Source organism: candidate division WOR-3 bacterium (genome assembly GCA_039802205.1).
GTDB lineage: Bacteria > Hydrothermota > Tepidihabitantia > SM23-42 > JAOAFX01 > JAOAFX01.
The window spans coordinates 38,634-56,556 of sequence record JBDRWD010000011.1 but is presented as its reverse complement, the minus strand read 5'-3'; the positions used below and the strand labels follow the sequence as shown (position 1 = coordinate 56,556).

Annotated in this window: 21 protein-coding genes and 1 pseudogene; all 22 read left to right on the top strand. The window is 41.3% G+C overall.

Features of this window, described 5'->3' with window-relative positions:
- Nucleotides 1-176 precede the first annotated feature (176 nt).
- The 22 genes and pseudogenes from ABIL39_04000 to ABIL39_03895 all read left to right on the top strand — a co-directional run bounded on the left by ABIL39_04000 (nt 177) and on the right by ABIL39_03895 (nt 17,855).
- Nucleotides 177-1,178, top strand: a complete 1,002-nt coding sequence (locus ABIL39_04000; GenBank protein MEO0165283.1) for a 4Fe-4S dicluster domain-containing protein — start codon at nt 177-179, stop codon at nt 1,176-1,178.
- On the top strand, nt 1,175-1,981 hold the full coding sequence (locus ABIL39_03995; protein ID MEO0165282.1) for an FAD/NAD(P)-binding protein: 807 nt from the start codon (nt 1,175-1,177) through the stop codon (nt 1,979-1,981). The genes ABIL39_04000 and ABIL39_03995 overlap by 4 nt, the downstream gene beginning before the upstream one ends.
- Nucleotides 1,978-3,537 carry a molybdopterin dinucleotide binding domain-containing protein gene (locus ABIL39_03990; GenBank protein ID MEO0165281.1) on the top strand — a complete coding sequence of 520 codons (1,560 nt, stop codon included), beginning with the start codon at nt 1,978-1,980 and terminating at the stop codon, nt 3,535-3,537. Before ABIL39_03995 ends, ABIL39_03990 begins: the two co-directional genes overlap by 4 nt.
- Nucleotides 3,522-3,989 carry a 4Fe-4S dicluster domain-containing protein gene (locus tag ABIL39_03985; protein MEO0165280.1) on the top strand — a complete coding sequence of 156 codons (468 nt, stop codon included), beginning with the start codon at nt 3,522-3,524 and terminating at the stop codon, nt 3,987-3,989. Before ABIL39_03990 ends, ABIL39_03985 begins: the two co-directional genes overlap by 16 nt.
- Nucleotides 3,989-4,909, top strand: a complete 921-nt coding sequence (locus ABIL39_03980; GenBank protein MEO0165279.1) for a complex I subunit 1 family protein — start codon at nt 3,989-3,991, stop codon at nt 4,907-4,909. The genes ABIL39_03985 and ABIL39_03980 overlap by 1 nt, the downstream gene beginning before the upstream one ends.
- Before the next feature lie 14 nt (nt 4,910-4,923).
- Nucleotides 4,924-5,343, top strand: coding sequence for an NADH-quinone oxidoreductase subunit NuoB (nuoB, locus tag ABIL39_03975; GenBank protein MEO0165278.1), 420 nt, complete (start codon nt 4,924-4,926; stop codon nt 5,341-5,343).
- A 61-nt stretch (nt 5,344-5,404) separates the two neighbouring features.
- Nucleotides 5,405-5,845 carry an NADH-quinone oxidoreductase subunit C gene (locus tag ABIL39_03970; protein ID MEO0165277.1) on the top strand — a complete coding sequence of 147 codons (441 nt, stop codon included), beginning with the start codon at nt 5,405-5,407 and terminating at the stop codon, nt 5,843-5,845.
- Nucleotides 5,838-7,052 (top strand): nickel-dependent hydrogenase large subunit, encoded by a 1,215-nt coding sequence (locus tag ABIL39_03965; GenBank protein MEO0165276.1) that lies wholly within the window; start codon nt 5,838-5,840, stop codon nt 7,050-7,052. Before ABIL39_03970 ends, ABIL39_03965 begins: the two co-directional genes overlap by 8 nt.
- A 13-nt stretch (nt 7,053-7,065) precedes the next feature.
- Nucleotides 7,066-8,271 (top strand): complex I subunit 5 family protein, encoded by a 1,206-nt coding sequence (locus ABIL39_03960; protein ID MEO0165275.1) that lies wholly within the window; start codon nt 7,066-7,068, stop codon nt 8,269-8,271.
- Entirely contained in the window at nt 8,271-10,172 is a 1,902-nt protein-coding gene (locus tag ABIL39_03955) for a complex I subunit 5 family protein (protein ID MEO0165274.1), read from the top strand. The genes ABIL39_03960 and ABIL39_03955 overlap by 1 nt, the downstream gene beginning before the upstream one ends.
- Nucleotides 10,172-10,702, top strand: a complete 531-nt coding sequence (mbhE, locus tag ABIL39_03950; protein ID MEO0165273.1) for a hydrogen gas-evolving membrane-bound hydrogenase subunit E — start codon at nt 10,172-10,174, stop codon at nt 10,700-10,702. The genes ABIL39_03955 and mbhE overlap by 1 nt, the downstream gene beginning before the upstream one ends.
- An 8-nt stretch (nt 10,703-10,710) precedes the next feature.
- Nucleotides 10,711-11,142 (top strand): MnhB domain-containing protein, encoded by a 432-nt coding sequence (locus ABIL39_03945; GenBank protein MEO0165272.1) that lies wholly within the window; start codon nt 10,711-10,713, stop codon nt 11,140-11,142.
- Nucleotide 11,143: 1 nt separating this feature from the next.
- Nucleotides 11,144-11,638, top strand: coding sequence for a four helix bundle protein (locus ABIL39_03940; GenBank protein ID MEO0165271.1), 495 nt, complete (start codon nt 11,144-11,146; stop codon nt 11,636-11,638).
- The gene (locus tag ABIL39_03935; GenBank protein ID MEO0165270.1) at nt 11,638-11,976 is read left to right on the top strand and encodes an NADH-quinone oxidoreductase subunit K; all 339 of its coding nucleotides are present in this window, start codon (nt 11,638-11,640) and stop codon (nt 11,974-11,976) included. The genes ABIL39_03940 and ABIL39_03935 overlap by 1 nt, the downstream gene beginning before the upstream one ends.
- A 5-nt stretch (nt 11,977-11,981) precedes the next feature.
- Nucleotides 11,982-12,428 (top strand): four helix bundle protein, encoded by a 447-nt coding sequence (locus ABIL39_03930; GenBank protein ID MEO0165269.1) that lies wholly within the window; start codon nt 11,982-11,984, stop codon nt 12,426-12,428.
- A gap of 79 nt (nt 12,429-12,507) precedes the next feature.
- Nucleotides 12,508-13,998 (top strand): proton-conducting transporter membrane subunit, encoded by a 1,491-nt coding sequence (locus ABIL39_03925; GenBank protein MEO0165268.1) that lies wholly within the window; start codon nt 12,508-12,510, stop codon nt 13,996-13,998.
- A gap of 159 nt (nt 13,999-14,157) precedes the next feature.
- Complete coding sequence (locus ABIL39_03920) at nt 14,158-14,643, top strand: Na+/H+ antiporter subunit E (GenBank protein MEO0165267.1); 486 nt, start codon at nt 14,158-14,160, stop codon at nt 14,641-14,643.
- A 240-nt stretch (nt 14,644-14,883) separates the two neighbouring features.
- Entirely contained in the window at nt 14,884-15,138 is a 255-nt protein-coding gene (locus ABIL39_03915; GenBank protein MEO0165266.1) for a monovalent cation/H+ antiporter complex subunit F, read from the top strand.
- On the top strand, nt 15,131-15,508 hold the full coding sequence (mnhG, locus tag ABIL39_03910) for a monovalent cation/H(+) antiporter subunit G (GenBank protein ID MEO0165265.1): 378 nt from the start codon (nt 15,131-15,133) through the stop codon (nt 15,506-15,508). Before ABIL39_03915 ends, mnhG begins: the two co-directional genes overlap by 8 nt.
- A 53-nt stretch (nt 15,509-15,561) precedes the next feature.
- Complete coding sequence (locus ABIL39_03905; GenBank protein ID MEO0165264.1) at nt 15,562-16,167, top strand: 4Fe-4S binding protein; 606 nt, start codon at nt 15,562-15,564, stop codon at nt 16,165-16,167.
- Nucleotides 16,168-16,234: 67 nt separating this feature from the next.
- A pseudogene (locus ABIL39_03900) lies at nt 16,235-16,399 on the top strand (DUF4070 domain-containing protein).
- 241 nt (nt 16,400-16,640) lie between these two features.
- Nucleotides 16,641-17,855, top strand: a complete 1,215-nt coding sequence (locus ABIL39_03895; protein ID MEO0165263.1) for a kelch repeat-containing protein — start codon at nt 16,641-16,643, stop codon at nt 17,853-17,855.
- Nucleotides 17,856-17,923 lie beyond the last annotated feature (68 nt).

Below are 17,923 nucleotides of genomic sequence, written 5' to 3'. Positions count from 1 at the left end.
TTTTCATCATGGCCTCCGCCATGATTTTAAAACAAATTGAAAAAGAATCAAGAGACAAATCCATTTTTATCACCCCCACCTTAATCCTCCCCCATCAAAGGGGGAGGAAAAAGTGAGGAGTACTCAGTAATGTGAATTATTGACTTTTTTTTCTTTTTGGATATAATCTATGTCTTATGAATTTTTTATTACCCGTGAATAATATTAAAGAATGGATAGAGAGGCTTGCCCGGCGGGCAAAAGTTTTCTATCCTTTTCGGGAAAATGGTAAGAGCCATATTATTGCCTATTGTGCTGAATCATTTGTTCATCCGGATTTTACCGGGATTAGAACAGCCGAGAATGTTAAACATTTCTTTTTTCCCAGCCGGGGGACAGTGGCGCGTTTTCCCACCGCAATGGAAATAAGGTCCGAACCAATTATCGTCATGGGAATCAAAAATTGTGATCTCAGAGGAATCGAAGTTCATGATCGGGTCTTTCTGAATTGGGAGCCGGTTGATTCCATCTATAAAATTCGCCGGGAAAACACAGTTATTATTTCTGCAGATTGTCCGGAGCCTCAAGATACCTGTTTTTGTAATATGGTAGGGTTGAAACCCTACCCAGAAGGAGTGGGTGATTTAAATCTCACTCCAGTGCAGGGTGGGTATTTAATTCAGGTTTTCACTCCCAGGGGCGAGGTATTGATCAATGAGAATGGTGATTTATTTGAAAAAGCCGCTGAGGAAATTCTCCAAGAGCGGGATGAGAGCCGGAAAAAGGCACTGGAAAAACTGGAGATGATAAATAAAAATAAACTCAAGGCTAAAATTCCGGAACTGGTGGAGAAAGTAGATAGAAATAAAATTCGTGATGCCCGGGATGAATGTGTTGAATGTTTTTCCTGTCTTTATGCTTGTCCCACCTGTTACTGTTTTTTGTTAAGCGATTATAAAAAAGGCGATGACATTGAGCGTGTCAGAACCTGGGATGCCTGTTATTATGCGGCTTATGCCCGCGTCGGCGGTGGAGCAAATCCGCGCAGTCGCATTGATGAACGATTCTGGAATAGATTTCAATGCAAATTTAATTATTTTTATCAATACGAAAAAATCTTTGCCTGTTCAGGCTGCGGACGATGCTTGGTGGGTTGTTCGGCAAAGATAGATATCAGGAAGATATTAACTAAATTATGAATCCTTACCAACCGCTTTTGACCCGGATAAAAAAGATCATCCCCGAAACACCAACGATAAAGACCTTCGTGCTTGAAGGAAAGCCTATTGAGTTTGAAGCCGGTCAGTTTGCTGAATTAACCGTACCGGGAGTGGGTGAGGCACCATTTACACCTTCTTCCTCGCCTTATGCGAAAGATCTTGAATTTACCATCATGAAGGTGGGACGGGTCACCCAGGCACTCTTTGAATTGAAAGAAGGTGATATTTTGGGGGTACGGGGTCCTTTTGGAAAACCTTATCCGCTTAAAGATTTTAAAAAGAAAGATGTTTTCATCGTGGGTGGAGGAGTAGGATTTGCACCACTGCGGGCACTCTTTCTGGCACTGGTTGAAAATATCAAGGACTACAAGAAGATATACATTCGGTATGGAGCACGCACTCCTAAAGATATTGTCTACAAACATTTAATCCCAGAATGGCAAAAGATAAAAAATGTTGATATACTATTGACCGTGGATGTGGGTGATGAAGAATGGAAAGGCAGGGTGGGAGTGGTTACTACCATTCTTGATGAAATCCCGGTGGATGTAAAAACGACGCCCGCAATCGTATGTGGTCCACCCTTGATGATGAAGTTTACAACCCAACGGCTGGTTGAGGCAGGTTTTAAAGATACCAATATTTATCTTTCAATGGAGAAAAATATGTCCTGTGGTATTGGAAAATGCAATCACTGTCGGGTGGGCAAATTCTATGTATGCAAGGATGGTCCGGTATTGACCTGGAAGGATGTTAAAGATATTGAGGATCCGTTCCTATGATTACTCAGGATTCAAAATTAACCATTAAACGCACACTGTGCCCTTTCTGTGGATACGGGTGCGAACTGGGTATCGTTTTTGATGATTTTGGGATAAAAGGTGTCGAATACTTAAAAGACACTCCCAATCAGGGGCGGATCTGCCCCCGAGGAAGTGCGGCACCGGTATATCTGAATCATCCCAAACGGCTTTGCGTCCCGGTCCGAGAGGACAAATATACGGAGTGGGAGAGTATAAAATCAGAATTGGCTGAGATATTGAAAGAGCCCGAGACCGTCGCAATTACCCTTGATCGCAACTTGACTATTGAAGAAGAGGTGCGGGTGATTGGTTTCGCGCATCGGTATGGGATTAAAAATATTGTAAGTGCTTACCTTGAACCCGAGTCAGGACTGAGGTATTTTATTGACAGACAATCTTGGGCGTCAATTGAGGAGATTGGAAAGTCCGATATGATAATTGTGGTGGGAGATGTTTTTAACTATACCCCTATGATTTCGCGCGATTTGATCAACTGGCGACTTGCTGATAGAAAACACCGGCTGGTGGTCGTTGATTCGCTCCGTAGTCATACGGCTTATTTTGCTACCGACTTTTTGCGCGTGCACCCCGGGACCGAAGGGATACTGCTCTTGAGACTTGCAGGCGAAAAGATGCCCGGATTCAATATTGAAGAAATTTGCGGCGTTTCCGAGAGAACACTTGATGATATTGCCCAGGTATTCAAGACCACGGAGAATAGCCTTTTAATTCTCACTTTGCCATTTGCTCATAGTTATGAACCTCAATTGATTTTAGAAGGAGCCAGGAGATTGAGTAGTGCGAACAAAAAGATATTGCCAATATTTGAATTTACCCCCCATTTTCAACTACCACCTTTTGGTAAAATTTGGAATGCTGTTAAAGATAACAAGATCAAGTATCTGATCACCTTCGGAGAATTATTTCCTTTTTATTACCCTCAGATCACCAATGGTCTGGGGCAGATAAAGGCATATGCTACTTCTACCCTCCGTTTCAAAAAGTATACCCAATTACCCATGGCATTAAATATTGAGAAGTCCGGAACGATTATTACGATCGGAGGCGAAAGACAACTGGACGGTGAAATTGTCCCTGCGAGTGGGGCACAAACGATTGAGACGCTTTTCAAACGCTGTGGGCTGGAGAGTTCCGAAGGTCAATTACCTGGATGCGAATTGAAATTTGATGTAAAAGAAGGAATTCAGCGGCTGAAAGATAGAGTTCAAAAACGCAATTTAACCTTATTCGGGGAAAAAATTGCCTTCCACTATATGGGGTTATGGGAAAAGCCGGTTTTGAAATTAAATCCATTTGATGCTCGGGAACTGGGAGTGAAAGAGAATGAACCGGTGGTGATCGAATCGATAATGGGTAAGGCTAAGTTACAGGTGAAGATTATGTCAGAGGTACCTCGGGGGACGGTCTTCACACAACCCGAAACTCCGGAGGTACGAGGTCTTTTTGCATATGAACTGGTGGGGGATTTTGTGAATTTTATTCCTACCGAGGTGCAGATATGGCCCGTCGAATAGTTTTAGATTTAGACCTATGTTGTGGGTGTCGATCGTGTGAAGCAGCATGTCGTTCAGCATTTAAAGGCGAAGGACGGATCCGCCACGGCGCGATTGAGAATATGGCATATTTACCTTTAGCCTGCCGGCACTGCAAAGAAGCGCTCTGCCTTGCTTCATGTCCTGTTCAGGCGATAACCAGAGATGAGGATACCGGGCGGGTCGTGCGTTCATCTTTCAGGTGCATCGGCTGCAAAAGCTGTGTATTCGCCTGTCCTTTTGGGGTTATTGATGCACCGCTCGTGCGACATATTGCGCAGAAATGTAATCTTTGTGCGGACCGTGAGGAAGGACCGAGGTGTGTGGCAGCCTGTTCCTCAGGGGCCCTGCAGTTTCTTGAGGAAAGTGAAATTAAAAAACTGGAAATTGGTGTGCGGATGTTATCAAAAGATGCGTTTATGAGGAGAAGGTGATGAATATTCTGGAATTTTTATTCAATTATTTGGTCTTCCCTGGGTTTTTATTTACGGCAATAATCGGGATGTTTTTAACCTGGATTGACCGCAAGGTGACAGCGCGAATCCAGATGCGGGTTGGTCCTCCCTGGTATCAACCTTATGCCGATTTTTTGAAATTGTTAATCAAAGAGACGATCATCCCTGAAGGAACCTCATCGGTCCTTTTCTACCTGGGACCACTACTTGGTTTGATTGCGATGTCTCTTTTGGCAGTGATGTTGTTTAAGATGAACTTTGCACCAAAGACTACTTTTGTGGGTGACCTTATCGTGATGATTTACCTTCTTGCTCTACCGCCAATCGGAGTTATCATCGGTGGTTCAGCTTCGCGCAATCCCCTAGCGAGCGTTGGTGCTTCAAGGGAGATGACACAGTATTTCGCATATGAGTTGCCATTTTTAATCACCCTTGCCGGAATTGTTTTAAAAGCCGGGGGCACAATAAAGTTTGGCGATATAATCCAATATCAGCAGATGCATGGTCCATTTCTTTATTCAATCTCGGGCATTATCTTCGGATTGATATTTTTATTCGTTATCCAGGCAAAACTTGGTTTTGTACCATTTGACATTCCCGAGGCAGAACAAGAAATCATGGCTGGACCTTATATCGAATATTCAGGCGTCGCGCTCGGACTTTACAAAATCACCCGGGCGATGATGCTCTTTCTTTTACCCCTATTTATGATTTCGCTTTTATGGGGTGGCATTGGGGACTGGTGGGCAATTTTGAAATTTCTATTAATCCTGGGTTTGGTAATTTTGATAAAAAATACAAATCCCCGATTGCGCATTGACCAAACTTTAAAATTTTTCTGGCTGTTTATGGGAATTTTAGCAATAGTCGGTGTGGTACTGGCGTTAAAGGGTTTTTGAAAAGGAGGCGAGGGATGGGAAATTTCAAACTCTGGGGATTAAAAAAATCGCCCTGGGTTTTTCATGTTGCGGCTGCTTCCTGTAATAATTGTGATATTGAAATTTTGGATGTTTTGACCCCAAGATGGGATGTGGAAAGATTTGGGATCGTCCTTGTCGGTTCACCCCGACATGCCGATGCCTTACTCGTAACAGGGGTTCTAAATAGAAAGAGTTTACCAAGGGTATTACGGGTTTATGAAGAAACCCCTAAACCTTGTTTGGTGATTGGTGTTGGAACCTGCACCTGTCATTGTCATATGTTTGAAAAATCTTATAATGTCGTCGGTCCTTATGATAAGCATCTGCCGATTGATGTCTATATCCCAGGTTGTCCTCCGAAACCGGAAGCGATAATTATGGGGGTGGTAAAGGCTTTGCAGAGATTGAAATGAAGTGTGCAGATATGGCTGGAAAGCGAATTATGGGTATGGTAAAAGAGCGTAAGGGGAGTATATGAAGAAGGAATATTCCGAGGCGATATTAAATGAGATAAAGAACAAATTCCCGGGGGTTGAAATTAAAATCCATTCTCCAAGGCGGACTTATATCCGAATAAATCGGGATCGCGTTTATGATTTTGCTCGATATCTCTTTTATGATTTGGGTTGCCGATTATCCATTGCTACCGGGATTGACACCCATGCAGGGATAGAAATATTATATCATTTTTCTCATGACCCAAGCGGCACATACTATAATATCAAAACAGTCGTCCCTAAAGATGACCCAAAGATTAAGAGTCTTGCTGATTTTCTCCCCGCCGCCAACTGGATTGAAAGAGAGATTCACGAATTGCTTGGGGTTGATTTTATCGGCCATCCAAATCTCATTCCACTTTTAACTTCAGATGATTGGCCCGAAGGGACATATCCATTGAGGAGAGACTATGAGTGAGATAAATTCGAAATTCGAAATCCGAAATCCGAAATATCGGGTGGTGCCTATCGGACCCTATCATCCCCTTCAGGAAGAACCTGAATTTTTCAAACTGATTGTTGAGGGTGAGAAGGTGGTTGATTTAGAAATAAATCTCGGTTACAACCATCGTGGTCACGAGTATATTGCCCAGACCATGACCTTTGACCAGGTCCCATTTCTTGTGGAGCGAATATGCGGGATCTGTTCTGATTCCCACCCTTATGCCTATTGCCTGGCAGTTGAGGATATCTGCGGTATCAAACCGCCGCCCCGGGCTCAGTATATTAGAACGATTATTGGCGAACTGGAGAGAATACACTCCCATTACCTATGGCTTGGTCTTGCTGGTCATTTCATTGGTTATAATACAGTCTGGATGTGGGTGTGGCGTTATCGCGAACCCTTGCTTGATTTATTTGAACTTATCATGGGCAATCGCAACCATTATGCAATAAACAAGATTGGTGGCGCAAGAAGGGATATACTGCCTGAAGACTATCCAAAGATTGAAGAATATTTGAATTTGATTGAAGAGAAAACAGCAATGTTTACAAAGGCAATTCTTGACGATCCGGTGATTCGAGCGAGACTTGAAGGGGTGGGAATTTTGAAAAAAGAGGATGCGATCGCCTATGGAGTATTGGGTCCGACTGCCCGAGGTTCGGGTGTGGCTATTGATGTCCGTAAAGATGATCCATACGATGCCTATGATAAAGTAGACTGGAATATCGTAGTATTTGAAGAAGGGGATGTTCTCGCAAAGGCAAAAGTGAGATTGTTGGAGTGTTTTGAATCAATAAAGATTGTGCGTCAGTGTCTCAAAAATATGCCAGAGGGTCCAATTGAAACAAAGATTGAGGAAATACCACCCGGGGAAGGGATTGGTCGTCATGAGGCCCCTCGGGGTGAGGTCTTCCACTATGTGCGTTCTGATGGTTCAAACATGCCTGTGCGTCATAAAATTCGGGCGCCGAGTTATATGAACATTGCTTCAAATGTTGCGGCGGTTAAAGGTTATTCAATTGCTGATGCGGCTCTAATTTTGGCTGCGGTTGATCCGTGCTATTGTTGTACTGAGCGAACGGCTGTTTATGAAAATGGTAAAAAGAAATATACGGGCAAGGATTTGCTTAAACTATCTTATATGAAGACGGAAGAACTAAGAAGAAAATATCGAAGATGAAAAGAGGTAGTTCATGGCGGAATTTGGTTTGATAACTGATAAAATCGGCATTTTTCTGGCAGTTAGCTTTTTGTTCATTGGTTTTATGTCTTTCCTCTATGCTTTGGGTACGATAAGGCAGAAAGGGCACAGGTTAGAATATTACTTAATGCTGCTATTAATTGTGCTTTCAGGTATCGGGGTGGCACTCACCACCAACTTATTATGGATGTATCTCTGCTGGGAACTTTCAACCCTTGGAGTATGGCGGGCAGTTGTTTACTATCGCCGGAATGAACAGATTGAGGCAGGCAATGTGGTATTCATCACCAACCTATTGGCTGCCGGATTGATGCTTATCGGAATTGGTATCTTGTATCTTGATAATAATTCTTTTTTAATCTCCGAAATAAAAAACTTTAGTATTCCGGCGATTGTCTTGCTCACCATTGGGATTTTTGCCAAATCAGTGATTCTGCCACTGCATTTTTGGTTGATACCTGCCTACGCTGCGATTCCTTCTGCCATTGGTGGCTCGCTCGCCGGGATTGCTGAAAATCTTGGTTTAATATTGTTTTACCGGCTTTTTGTCGATAATCCTGCGATACCAGTGAACTATTTTTTGGTTATTGGTTATCTGGCGGTCATTTCCAGTTTAATTGCCGGCGGTTCGGCTTACATCACCAATCGGTTGCGGTATCTACTCGCCTATTCCACGATAAGCCAAATTGGTTTTATCCTCTTGGGATTTGCTGCTGGTGGTTATTTTGGAAAATACGGTGCGATCATCTATATTTTAGCCCATGCCCTGGCAAAATCTGGTCTCTTTTACGGCACAGGCACGATTGAAGATGTTACCGGCGAGGCAAATATCAAAAATATTTCCTGTATGCTCAAGGTCTCACCGGTCCTCACAGTCAATATGGCATTGTTGTTTAGTTCATTAGTGGGTTTCTTCCCAATGATCGGCTTTTTCGCCAAACTGATGGTTGTAATTGGTGCGGTGCAGAAGAACATTCTTTTTGGATTCTTTGCGATTGCAGTAGCAATATTTACTCTTTTATACAGTGACCGCTTTTATCATGAATTATTCTATGGGGAGAAATGTGACCTTATGATGGTGAAGATGGAAAGGAAGCCGGGGGTTGTTGAAATCGGGGTGGTCTTTGTTCTAACATTGCTTTCCCTTGTTCTGGGAATCTTTTTTTATGAAATTTTAACCTATCTCGGAGGCATCTAATGAGTGAACTTTATTATATCTTACTCCTCCCGGTGATGTGTGGATTGCTCGGCTTTTTGATAAAACGCCTTCGCAAAATAATGGGTTTCCTTGGATTTGTCATCACCTTCTATCTTTCTCTGAGGATTTACCTGCTCTTTCAGAATCAATATTTCTCATATAACATTGCCAGCATCCCGGGAATTGATTTCCGCATTTATGTCGATAATCTCACAAGATTTATCCTCCTGTTTAATTCGTTTTTTGCATTTTTGATTTTACTCTATTCAGAGATTACGATGAAGAAGATGCATGGAGAGGAGGTCTATCAATTATACCTTGGATTAACACTTTCCGGGGCTAACGGTGTGGTCCTCAGCGGGAATTTGATATTGATGCTGATATTCTGGAATATGCTCGTTTTTTCCCTCTATGGTATTTTACTCGTCGGTAAAAAATACAGTGTATTAGCGGCAAGGAAGGCATTGACGATTGTGGGAGTTTCGGACTTCATTTTGATGCTGGGGATAATCATTGTTTATTCGGTTGTCGGTAATGCAAACTTTCCTGCCGAGCCTTTACTTGGGCTTAATAGTGGTGTTTTAATCACCGCCTATATTTTGCTTCTTGTCGGTGCCCTTGCCAAGGCAGGTGCGATGCCATTGCATACCTGGATTCCGGAGGCAGCAAAGGTTGTACCTGCTTCAACGATGGCGTTTATTCCAGCGAGTCTTGATAAACTATTAGGTATATATTTTCTCGTCAGGATTTCTTATTATATATTTGACATAACTCAGTCAATGCCGATAAGAATGACCTTGATGGTTATTGGTGCAATAACGATTATCTTTGCCGTTATGATGGCACTTGTGCAAAAAGAGGCGATGCGCTTGTTATCATTCCATGCGGTATCACAGGTAGGGTATATGATTCTTGGCATCGGTACAGGCGTACCAGTGGCAGTTGCAGGGGGGCTGTTTCATATGATAAATAACGTAATATACAAAGCCTGTTTGTTTTTGTCTGCAGGTTCGGTTGAATATCGTGCACGCACAACCGAACTTGACCATCTTGGTGGTCTTGGTACAAGGATGCCTTTAACAGCGTTCTGTTTTATTGTGGCGGCATTTGCAATTTCCGGAGTTCCACCGTTCAATGGTTTTTATTCAAAATGGATGGTATATCAGGGAATAATTGAATTGAATAAAGAAACGAATTTATGGATTATATTCTTGGTTGCTGCGATGTTTGGAAGTGTTTTAACTTTGGCATCTTTTTTGAAGATGATACATTCTTTATTCTTAGGTGAAAGGCCAATGGAATTTGATAAGGTGCGAGAAGTGCGATTTGAAATGGTAACACCTACATTAATACTTGCCTTCTTGTGTATCATATTTGGCATTTTCGCGGAGCAAATACCGCTTTCAAGGCTGATTTATCCCGCACTGCCATTTTTGAAGATTGCCCCAATTGGATTCTGGTCTGCGGGGTTGACCACAATTTTGATGATTACAGGCATTGGAATCGGACTAATCATCTTTATTTTCGGAACCGCACTCAGACCCCGGAAGGGAAAGATATTTGTCGGAGGCGAGGTTCTTGATACAGAAGAGGCAAGAATTACCGGTCCAAATTTTTATTCATCTGTTCACCAAATTGATATGTTAGAAAAAACCTACAAATTTGGTGAAGAGGGTGCATTTGATTTCTATAATTATCTACGTGGGGTATCGGGAGGATTTTCAGTTCTCTTCCGAGAAGTGATAAATAAATTCTTTGTCATAACCTACCAGGCTTTGTCACGGATTGTAGTTGCGCTTGGAAGCATCTTTTCTGCTATTCACACTGGTGAGTTACAGGGATATATAGGCTGGATATTTTTAGGACTATTGATAATATTGCTACTGTTAGGAGTGAGATAATGATTGAGATATATCTATTTTTAGTTTTTATGATTATTGCTGCAATCATCGCAATTGAAATAAAGGATTTACTGGCGGCAGCGATAGCAGTGGGTGCAGTTGGTTTTTCTGTGGCAATTCTGTTTATTTTGCTCCAGGCACCAGATCTTGCTATTGTTCAGATAGTAGTAGAGATTCTTACGGTAATTATATTTGTTGCCGTAATCTTTAGAACAACAGACATTGACGAAACTGTGAATAAGAAATTCACACCCGCACAAATTTCGGGCTTGGTTTTTTACGGATTTTTTGTGATTCTTTTTATTATTATAATTGAACGGATATTCAGCTCTTTGCCGCCTTTTGGTTCGCCGATTATGAAGGTGGCGAGTGAATATATAAAATTGGGCTTACCTAAAGTTGGTGGTGCAAACATTGTTGCGGATGTAATCCTTGATTTCCGCGGACTTGATACACTCGGTGAGGCAACGGTGCTATTCACATCAGTGATTGGAGTACTGGCGGTGATGAGGAAAACAGGAAGAAAATAGGAGGCGCTATGAGCCTTATCGTTAGGCGTATCACAAATCTCGTAAGTGGTTTCATATTTATGTATGGTATCTATATTATTTTGCATGGACATTTAACACCAGGGGGTGGTTTTGCTGGTGGCGTTATTGTTTCGGGTGCATTAATTTTGCGGGTCCTTTCTTTTGGAAGTGCTGCGGAAAAAGAAAAAAGATTATCTACGATTGGTTCGGTATTTGAAAGTATCGGTGCCCTGCTCTTCTGGGGTGCAGCGTTTACGGGATTATTGGTAGCAGGTGTATTCTTTTTGAACGAACCCATTTTTGGACTCGGTAAACCCTTACATCTTTTCAGTGCTGGTTTGATACCAATATGTAATATTGCGATCGGTATAAAGGTTTCGGTTGGCCTATTATCTATTTTCCTTGCCCTTGCCGCATTGAAATATATAATGGAGGACTGATATGAGTGAAAAGCCGATAAACGTTAACCGTGAACCGTTTACCGATTATAAAAATTTTGTTTTTGATTTTGAAAAACTTGATGTCTATCAACTTGCGCTTGATTTTGTTGACGAAGTTTTTGAAATTACTTCTAAAATACCGTGGCAATTGCAAAGTTCGCTCGGTGACAATTTCAGACGTACCGCACTTTCTATTGTGAGCAATATTGCTGAAGGCAGTGGTAAGATTTCTAATAGAGAGAAAAAGCATTACTACAAGATAACACTAACATCCGACCGTGAATGTATCCCAATGATAACGCTTTTGAAAAGGCGTAAGCTCATAAGTCAGAATATTTATGAAAATCTCCGCGAAATTTGCATTCGTATTTCTCCTATGTTGATTAAACTTGAGCAATCGGTTAACGGTAAACGGTCAACGGTAAAAGGTACGCACAATTATGATGTCGGTCAACGGTCAGCGGTAAACGGTAGACGATATAATAAGGAGGACTGATGGTTGTTTTCGCAAGTTGTATGATTTTATTTCTAATTGGTTTGTATGCAGTTGTTGCAAAGCGCAATTTAATAAAGATTGCGATTGGATTTGCAATAATGGAGTATGCCGTGAATTTGCTCTTTGCATTAATTGGTTTTAAAAAGGGCGCGATTGCACCAATCATAACGAAACTTGATATGCCTCATAATTTTGTTGACCCGGTCCCCCAGGCACTTGTTCTTACCGCAATTGTGATTGGTCTTGGAACAACCGCCCTGCTCCTATCCTTCATCGTCCGAATATACGAAAAGTTCAAGACATTTGATGTGAGTGAGATAAAGAAGTTAAAGGGCTAACAAGAATGGGTGAAGAAGGGAAAATAAGGTTGAAAAGGGGTAAAAAAGGGATAGTTGAAAAAGGTATGGGTGAAGAAGGAAGAAAAGAGATGAATGGGGGAAAAGGAGTGAAAGGCTTAATGGTCAAGGGATATACCAAGTTAATTGTATGGAAAAATGCTTGTGAATTGAGGAAATTAGTATATGAAATTACCAAAAAATTCCCAAGGTCTATAAAGCAGAATATTCAGGAAGGATACAAGAGAAGTTCAATTGGTGATTACATTCATCATCTTTCAATTGCCCAAGGTTCTCTTGGTGAACTTTCTGGCGATGTTGATGATTGTCTTGAGGATAATCTCATTAATAATAGAGAATATGCAGTTCTCAATAATTTAATTGTGCGGACAGATTATCTCCTGATGAGATTAATTCAATCACTCACCAAAAAGAAATTGGAGGTAACGGCATGATTAAAATATTATATCAAGCCGCGTTTTCCCCTCTTTACCCGTTTTTTCCCCTCTTCTCCCTTTTAATAAGGAGGAGAGCATGACCTTTCTACCACTTTTAATTGCTATACCTTTGTTATCTGCCTTCCTCATACCTCTTCTCTCTAAATTATGGAAACCATTTGCACCAATTATTGGCAATATTACTACTTTTTTATTATTTGTTCTTTCGTTATATGGAATTGCAGTAATCCAGGGATTTCCGATGCTCGTTTATAAATTTGGTAACTGGCCACCGCCGATCGGTATCGTATTCAGTTTTGATGCCCTATCGGCATTTATGACACTGGTGATTTCAATTGTCGTGTTTTCTGGTGCCCTTTTTGCAATCCGCTATTTGAACCATTATACAGGTCAATGGAAATTCTGGACATTATATATGTTGATTACTACCGGTTTAATGGGTATTTCGGTAACCGGTGATTTATTCAATATGTTTGTCTGGATAGAAATCTCTGCAATCGCTTCTTATGCCCTTGTGAGTTTCGGTATAGAAGCAGAAGAACTTGAGGCTTCTTTTAAATATATGGTTATGGGCGAAATCGCCGGTATGACACTTCTTTTGACGATAGCATTGATTTATGCCAAGACTTCAACATTGAACCTTGCGGATATCGCCCTTTCTTTGCAATCAATAAAGGATTCGGCATTCTACTGGTCAATTCTATCACTCTTGCTCTTTGCTTTTTCAGTAAAGGCAGCACTTGTGCCATTCCATTTCTGGCTTCCTGATGCCCATCCGGCAGCACCTGCACCAATATCGAGTCTACTTTCTGGTGTGTTTATCAAAGTCCTTGGAGTTTATACAAGTGCCCGGTTTATTTTTAATATATTCGGTCTCAATCGCGAAAATGCGCCTTTCTTCTTTAATATTCTCATTGGCTTGGGGCTTTTATCAATAATCTTCGCAGGAGTTACTGCACTAAACCAGAACGATTATAAACGCCTGTTAGGATATTCTACGGTTTCCCAGGTGGGTTATATAATGCTTGGTTTAGGGGTTGGTAATTTTTATGGTGTTGCGGGTGCAATACTATATATCCTTGCCCATGCACTTGCCAAAGGCTTACTATTTTTAACATCAGGTTCTGTAGTATATGCAACCGGCACGAGGGATATTAATAAACTGGGTGGTCTGGGTGAGAGAATGCCGACAACTGCCTGGAGTTTTAGATTTGGTGCTTTGTCTTTGATAGGACTTCCACCACTTGTGGGGTTCTTCGCAAAATTTTTAATCGCCATTGGTGCGATAAAACAAGGGTTCTTGTGGCTTGCAATCGTGGCAATTGGATTCAGCGGTGTTACACTTGGCTATTTGCTAAAGATTGAAAACAATGTGTATTTGAAGAAAAATGGGGTAGAGGCTAAAGAATCTCCATTCCTTATGCGTGTGGCAATGGTATTTTTGGTCATTTTAATTATTCTCTTGGGAATTGGGTATAAACCAATGATGGATTTTGTGATACAACCGGCGGCTGAGGCATTGCTCAGAGGAACTGAATACATCAATCTGATATTGGGAGGATTTTAATGAAACCATTCCGCCATTCCCTATCCCTTGAAGGGAGAGGATTAAGAGCCTGCCCCGAATTCATTTCAGGGTGAGGGTGAAGGGAGGTATGATGCTTCCACGGAAGATGGGTGAAGAAGGGTTAAGAAGGGTAAATAAGGTTGAAAAAGGATGGTTCCTATGAAATATGTAATTTATTTTGTAATTGGCTTTGGGCTATGGCTCTTATTAACTTTGACAACTAATTTAGACCATATTATTGCGGGTGTGATTGTAGTTCTTTTAGGAACGATATTATTTGGTGGTTATTTTACTGATAAGCCACAAAAATTGCTCCAGCCGCATAGATTATTCTGGTTGATAATTTATGTTCCTGTATTTATATGGTATATGATCAAAGCAAACCTTGATGTAGCATACCGGACACTCCATCCCCAGAGACCATTGAAACCAGGTATTGTTAAGATTAAGACGAATCTGAAATCCGATACCGGAAAAGTATTTTTGGCGAACTCAATTACCCTTACCCCAGGAACGATGACCGTGGATATAGATGGAGATTATCTCTACATCCACTGGATTTATGTTCAGGCAACCGATATTGAGAATGCATCAAAGATTATTGCCCGACCATTTGAGCGATTTTTGAGGAGGATATTTGATTAGCACCCGAAATCCGAAAAGATGTTCAAGCGTTTTACGGTTGCGAAATGCGCTAAGGTTTAGAAAAGCGGTTTCGTGTTACGACCAACTACAGACGAATCGCTTTTCGCAACCAACAAACAACGACATTTCATTTAGATTATTGAAATTCGTGATTTGTTTGGGATTTGATGCTTGGGATTTGGGATTTATAGAGAAAAGTGCATTTGCTCGATTTATTTGGCATTCAATGAGGAGTGTATTATGATTCTGATGTTTATAGTTCTTACCTTCAGTGCGTTCTTATGTTTATATAGAATTCAGCAGGGTCCGACAATTCCGGACCGTGCCGTGGGTGTGGATATTATGGGAACGATATTTGTAAATATTACCGCCCTCACTGCAATCTTCTATAACCTGCCTTATCTAATGGATCTGGCAATCATCATCGCCTTGTTCAGTTTTATTGGCACCCTTGCCCTTGCAAAGTATCTGGAAAGAAGGAGTTTAGATGATTAGCCCGATTGGCTGGATAATAATCTGGATTGGAATTTTGTTTAATTTGTTAGGAACCGTGGGACTTGTCCGATTCCCTGATATTTACAATCGTCTCCAGACTTCTACAAAATGTGTTACCCTTGGTTCATTCGGTTTAATGATTGGTATATTCTTGCTTTATGGCTTTTCCCAGACGGGTATAAAGGCGTTAATCTGTGGTGTATTCTTGCTTTTGACCAATCCTGTTGGTGCTCATGCCTTATTAAAGGGTTCTCTTCATTATGGAATAAAACTCTGGAAAGAGTCAATCATTGATAGATACGGTGCTGAGAAGTTGGGTGGAGAGCAGATAGAAGAAAAAGGGTTAAGAGGTGAGAATAAGGGTGAATAAGAAAAATAATGTAAGGCAAGGCTTTAGCCTTGCAAGAATATCCGGGAGGCAAGATGCGTAAGCCAAAATTGAGGGAACTTGGTGAGGCAATAAGGGCGATATTTAAAGGTCCTTATACAAGTAAATTTCCGTTTAAACCTTCGCCCGCGGCGAAAAGATTTCGGGGAAAGATAGAGTTCAATTTTGATAAGTGCATTTTATGCGGTGCCTGCGTTGAGGTATGTCCGGCAAATGCCCGTGCCCAGATTGATGATAAAATCAAAAGAGTGCGCCGGGAGATCCATTATCAGGAGCGTTGTATATATTGTGGTCAGTGTGTTGCATATTGCACAACAAAAGAGGGGATCTATCACACCCAGGAATATGACCTGGCGCAGATCAAGAAAGAAGGTTATGAGAATGCGATTGAGAAAGAATTGATTTTGTGTGAACGGTGTGGTGAGGTAATTACTACAAGGGCGCATCTATTATGGATTGCCCGCCGGGTTGGCGAACTTGCCTATGCCAATCCCAATCTATTTTTGGTATTATCACAAGAATTCGGTGAGGAGGCGATGCCCAAAATGCCTTCTCCACCACCATACCGTAGTGAACATTTAAGATTTTTGTGTCCATCCTGTAGAAGAACCGTATATCTCCAGGAAGTCTGGGGATATTAAAAAATGGTTTTTGGTGGATGGGCTTAGATGCTGGTACGGCAATAAAGCATAATACTTTTTCCAGAAAGGCTGGAAAATAAGACTGAAACTGGTTTATTTTCGTTATTTCTGGCTATTGTTTTTCTGGACCTTGTTCAAAAGCCCGACTTTATTTCCAACTGCTGTAACAATATCAATCCAGGGTTATCACTTCCGCAGGGTATGTGAGAACCGAAGCAAATTCACTAATTAAAGTATTAGTGTATTTATCTAATAATAATCAATTTCTTGATTTGATGTATATCTTCGGCATAGATTTGTATAAAATAAACCCCTGATTTCAATCTTGTGGTTGAAATTTTGGTGTTTAAAATACTATGATTATTGAAAATAAATTCCTGTTCTAATTGTCCAGTGATATTGAAGATTATTATCTTTTGCATTTTTTCACAAATTTTTCACAAAAAATTGTTATAATCTAATAGGAGGTAATTATGGCAGGATTTTCTCAATATTCATACATTGTTGCCATTTTATTGGTAATAATTGCCTGTGGTGGCAAAAATAATTGCCCTATGATACCGGTGACTCCTTCCGGACCAGAAAGTGGATTGGTTGATTCTTTTTATAATTTTTCTTCGGCCGCAATAGATATTGATGAAGATAATGTTGCACTTAGGTTTGATTGGGGTGATGGTGTGATATCGGAATGGACTGATTTTGTTGGGTCAGGCGAGTCAACAACCGCACGACATTCCTGGAGCACACCGGATATATATTTGGTCAGGGCACAGGCAATAGATGTAAATGGTGATACTTCAGGTTGGTCATCTCCTGCACAGATTGTAATCACGGGAGTTGGTGGACCATGGGTAAAAAGGGCAGAGATGCCGACGAAAAGGGATGGTCTTGGAATAGGGGTTGTTGATGGAAAATTATATGCGATAGGTGGATACAGTAAATATACCTACTACTGCGATAAGAATGAAGTATATGACCCAATGATTGATTCCTGGACGACAAAAAGTCCTATGCCCACCCCAAGGTACGGAGCTGGCGCGGCAGTAGTAAATGGCAAAATCTATGTAATTGGTGGTGAAAACGGTGGAGCACTTTCCACAAATGAAATGTATGACCCACAAACCGATACCTGGACAACGAAGGCGCCGATGTCATTTCCGCGGGAATGTCTTGGCATTGCGGTCGTTGACAATAAAATCTATGCGATCGGTGGTTATGCGAATGGAAATTATCTGGGAACGAATGAAGTATACGACCCGGGAATAAACCAGTGGTTTACAAGAGCACCAATGCCGACCTTGCGGGCATGGGTTGGTGTTGGGGTGGTGAATGGGAAAATTTATGTTATTGGTGGTGCCAATGATAGTGGTTATCTTTCAGTCGTTGAGGTCTATGACCCGGCAACGAATACCTGGGAGACAAAGACTGATATGTCTTTAAAAAGGGGTGGTTTGGCAGTTGGCGTTGTTAATGGCAAGATATATGCAATCGGCGGATTTGATGGTAAAAATTTCCTTTCGTTAAATGAAGAATATGACCCCAATTCAAATACCTGGACAACAAAGCCTGCAATGCCTACACCAAGAAGGGCACTGGCAGTCGGTGTCGTGAATAATAAAATCTATGCGATAGGTGGAATATCAGTTTTTGGTAATTATCGCTCGGAGAATGAAGAATTCAGTCCGTAATCGCGTTTTTATTGATTAAAGGCAGACCCGAAACAAGGTTCGGGGCAGGCTCTGAAGGTTTGCCCTAT

Coding starts and splice junctions, on each gene's coding strand:
- ABIL39_03995 (MEO0165282.1), top strand. CDS start 1,175: ATGAATCCTTACCAACCGCTTTTGACCCGGATAAAAAAGATCATCCCC.
- ABIL39_03945 (MEO0165272.1), top strand. CDS start 10,711: ATGAGCCTTATCGTTAGGCGTATCACAAATCTCGTAAGTGGTTTCATA.
- ABIL39_03925 (MEO0165268.1), top strand. CDS start 12,508: ATGACCTTTCTACCACTTTTAATTGCTATACCTTTGTTATCTGCCTTC.
- ABIL39_03960 (MEO0165275.1), top strand. CDS start 7,066: ATGGCGGAATTTGGTTTGATAACTGATAAAATCGGCATTTTTCTGGCA.
- ABIL39_03940 (MEO0165271.1), top strand. CDS start 11,144: ATGAGTGAAAAGCCGATAAACGTTAACCGTGAACCGTTTACCGATTAT.
- ABIL39_03980 (MEO0165279.1), top strand. CDS start 3,989: ATGAATATTCTGGAATTTTTATTCAATTATTTGGTCTTCCCTGGGTTT.
- ABIL39_03935 (MEO0165270.1), top strand. CDS start 11,638: ATGGTTGTTTTCGCAAGTTGTATGATTTTATTTCTAATTGGTTTGTAT.
- ABIL39_03895 (MEO0165263.1), top strand. CDS start 16,641: ATGGCAGGATTTTCTCAATATTCATACATTGTTGCCATTTTATTGGTA.
- ABIL39_03985 (MEO0165280.1), top strand. CDS start 3,522: ATGGCCCGTCGAATAGTTTTAGATTTAGACCTATGTTGTGGGTGTCGA.
- ABIL39_04000 (MEO0165283.1), top strand. CDS start 177: ATGAATTTTTTATTACCCGTGAATAATATTAAAGAATGGATAGAGAGG.
- ABIL39_03965 (MEO0165276.1), top strand. CDS start 5,838: ATGAGTGAGATAAATTCGAAATTCGAAATCCGAAATCCGAAATATCGG.
- mbhE (MEO0165273.1), top strand. CDS start 10,172: ATGATTGAGATATATCTATTTTTAGTTTTTATGATTATTGCTGCAATC.
- ABIL39_03955 (MEO0165274.1), top strand. CDS start 8,271: ATGAGTGAACTTTATTATATCTTACTCCTCCCGGTGATGTGTGGATTG.
- ABIL39_03990 (MEO0165281.1), top strand. CDS start 1,978: ATGATTACTCAGGATTCAAAATTAACCATTAAACGCACACTGTGCCCT.
- mnhG (MEO0165265.1), top strand. CDS start 15,131: ATGATTAGCCCGATTGGCTGGATAATAATCTGGATTGGAATTTTGTTT.
- ABIL39_03970 (MEO0165277.1), top strand. CDS start 5,405: ATGAAGAAGGAATATTCCGAGGCGATATTAAATGAGATAAAGAACAAA.
- ABIL39_03930 (MEO0165269.1), top strand. CDS start 11,982: ATGGGTGAAGAAGGGAAAATAAGGTTGAAAAGGGGTAAAAAAGGGATA.
- ABIL39_03905 (MEO0165264.1), top strand. CDS start 15,562: ATGCGTAAGCCAAAATTGAGGGAACTTGGTGAGGCAATAAGGGCGATA.
- ABIL39_03915 (MEO0165266.1), top strand. CDS start 14,884: ATGATTCTGATGTTTATAGTTCTTACCTTCAGTGCGTTCTTATGTTTA.
- nuoB (MEO0165278.1), top strand. CDS start 4,924: ATGGGAAATTTCAAACTCTGGGGATTAAAAAAATCGCCCTGGGTTTTT.
- ABIL39_03920 (MEO0165267.1), top strand. CDS start 14,158: ATGAAATATGTAATTTATTTTGTAATTGGCTTTGGGCTATGGCTCTTA.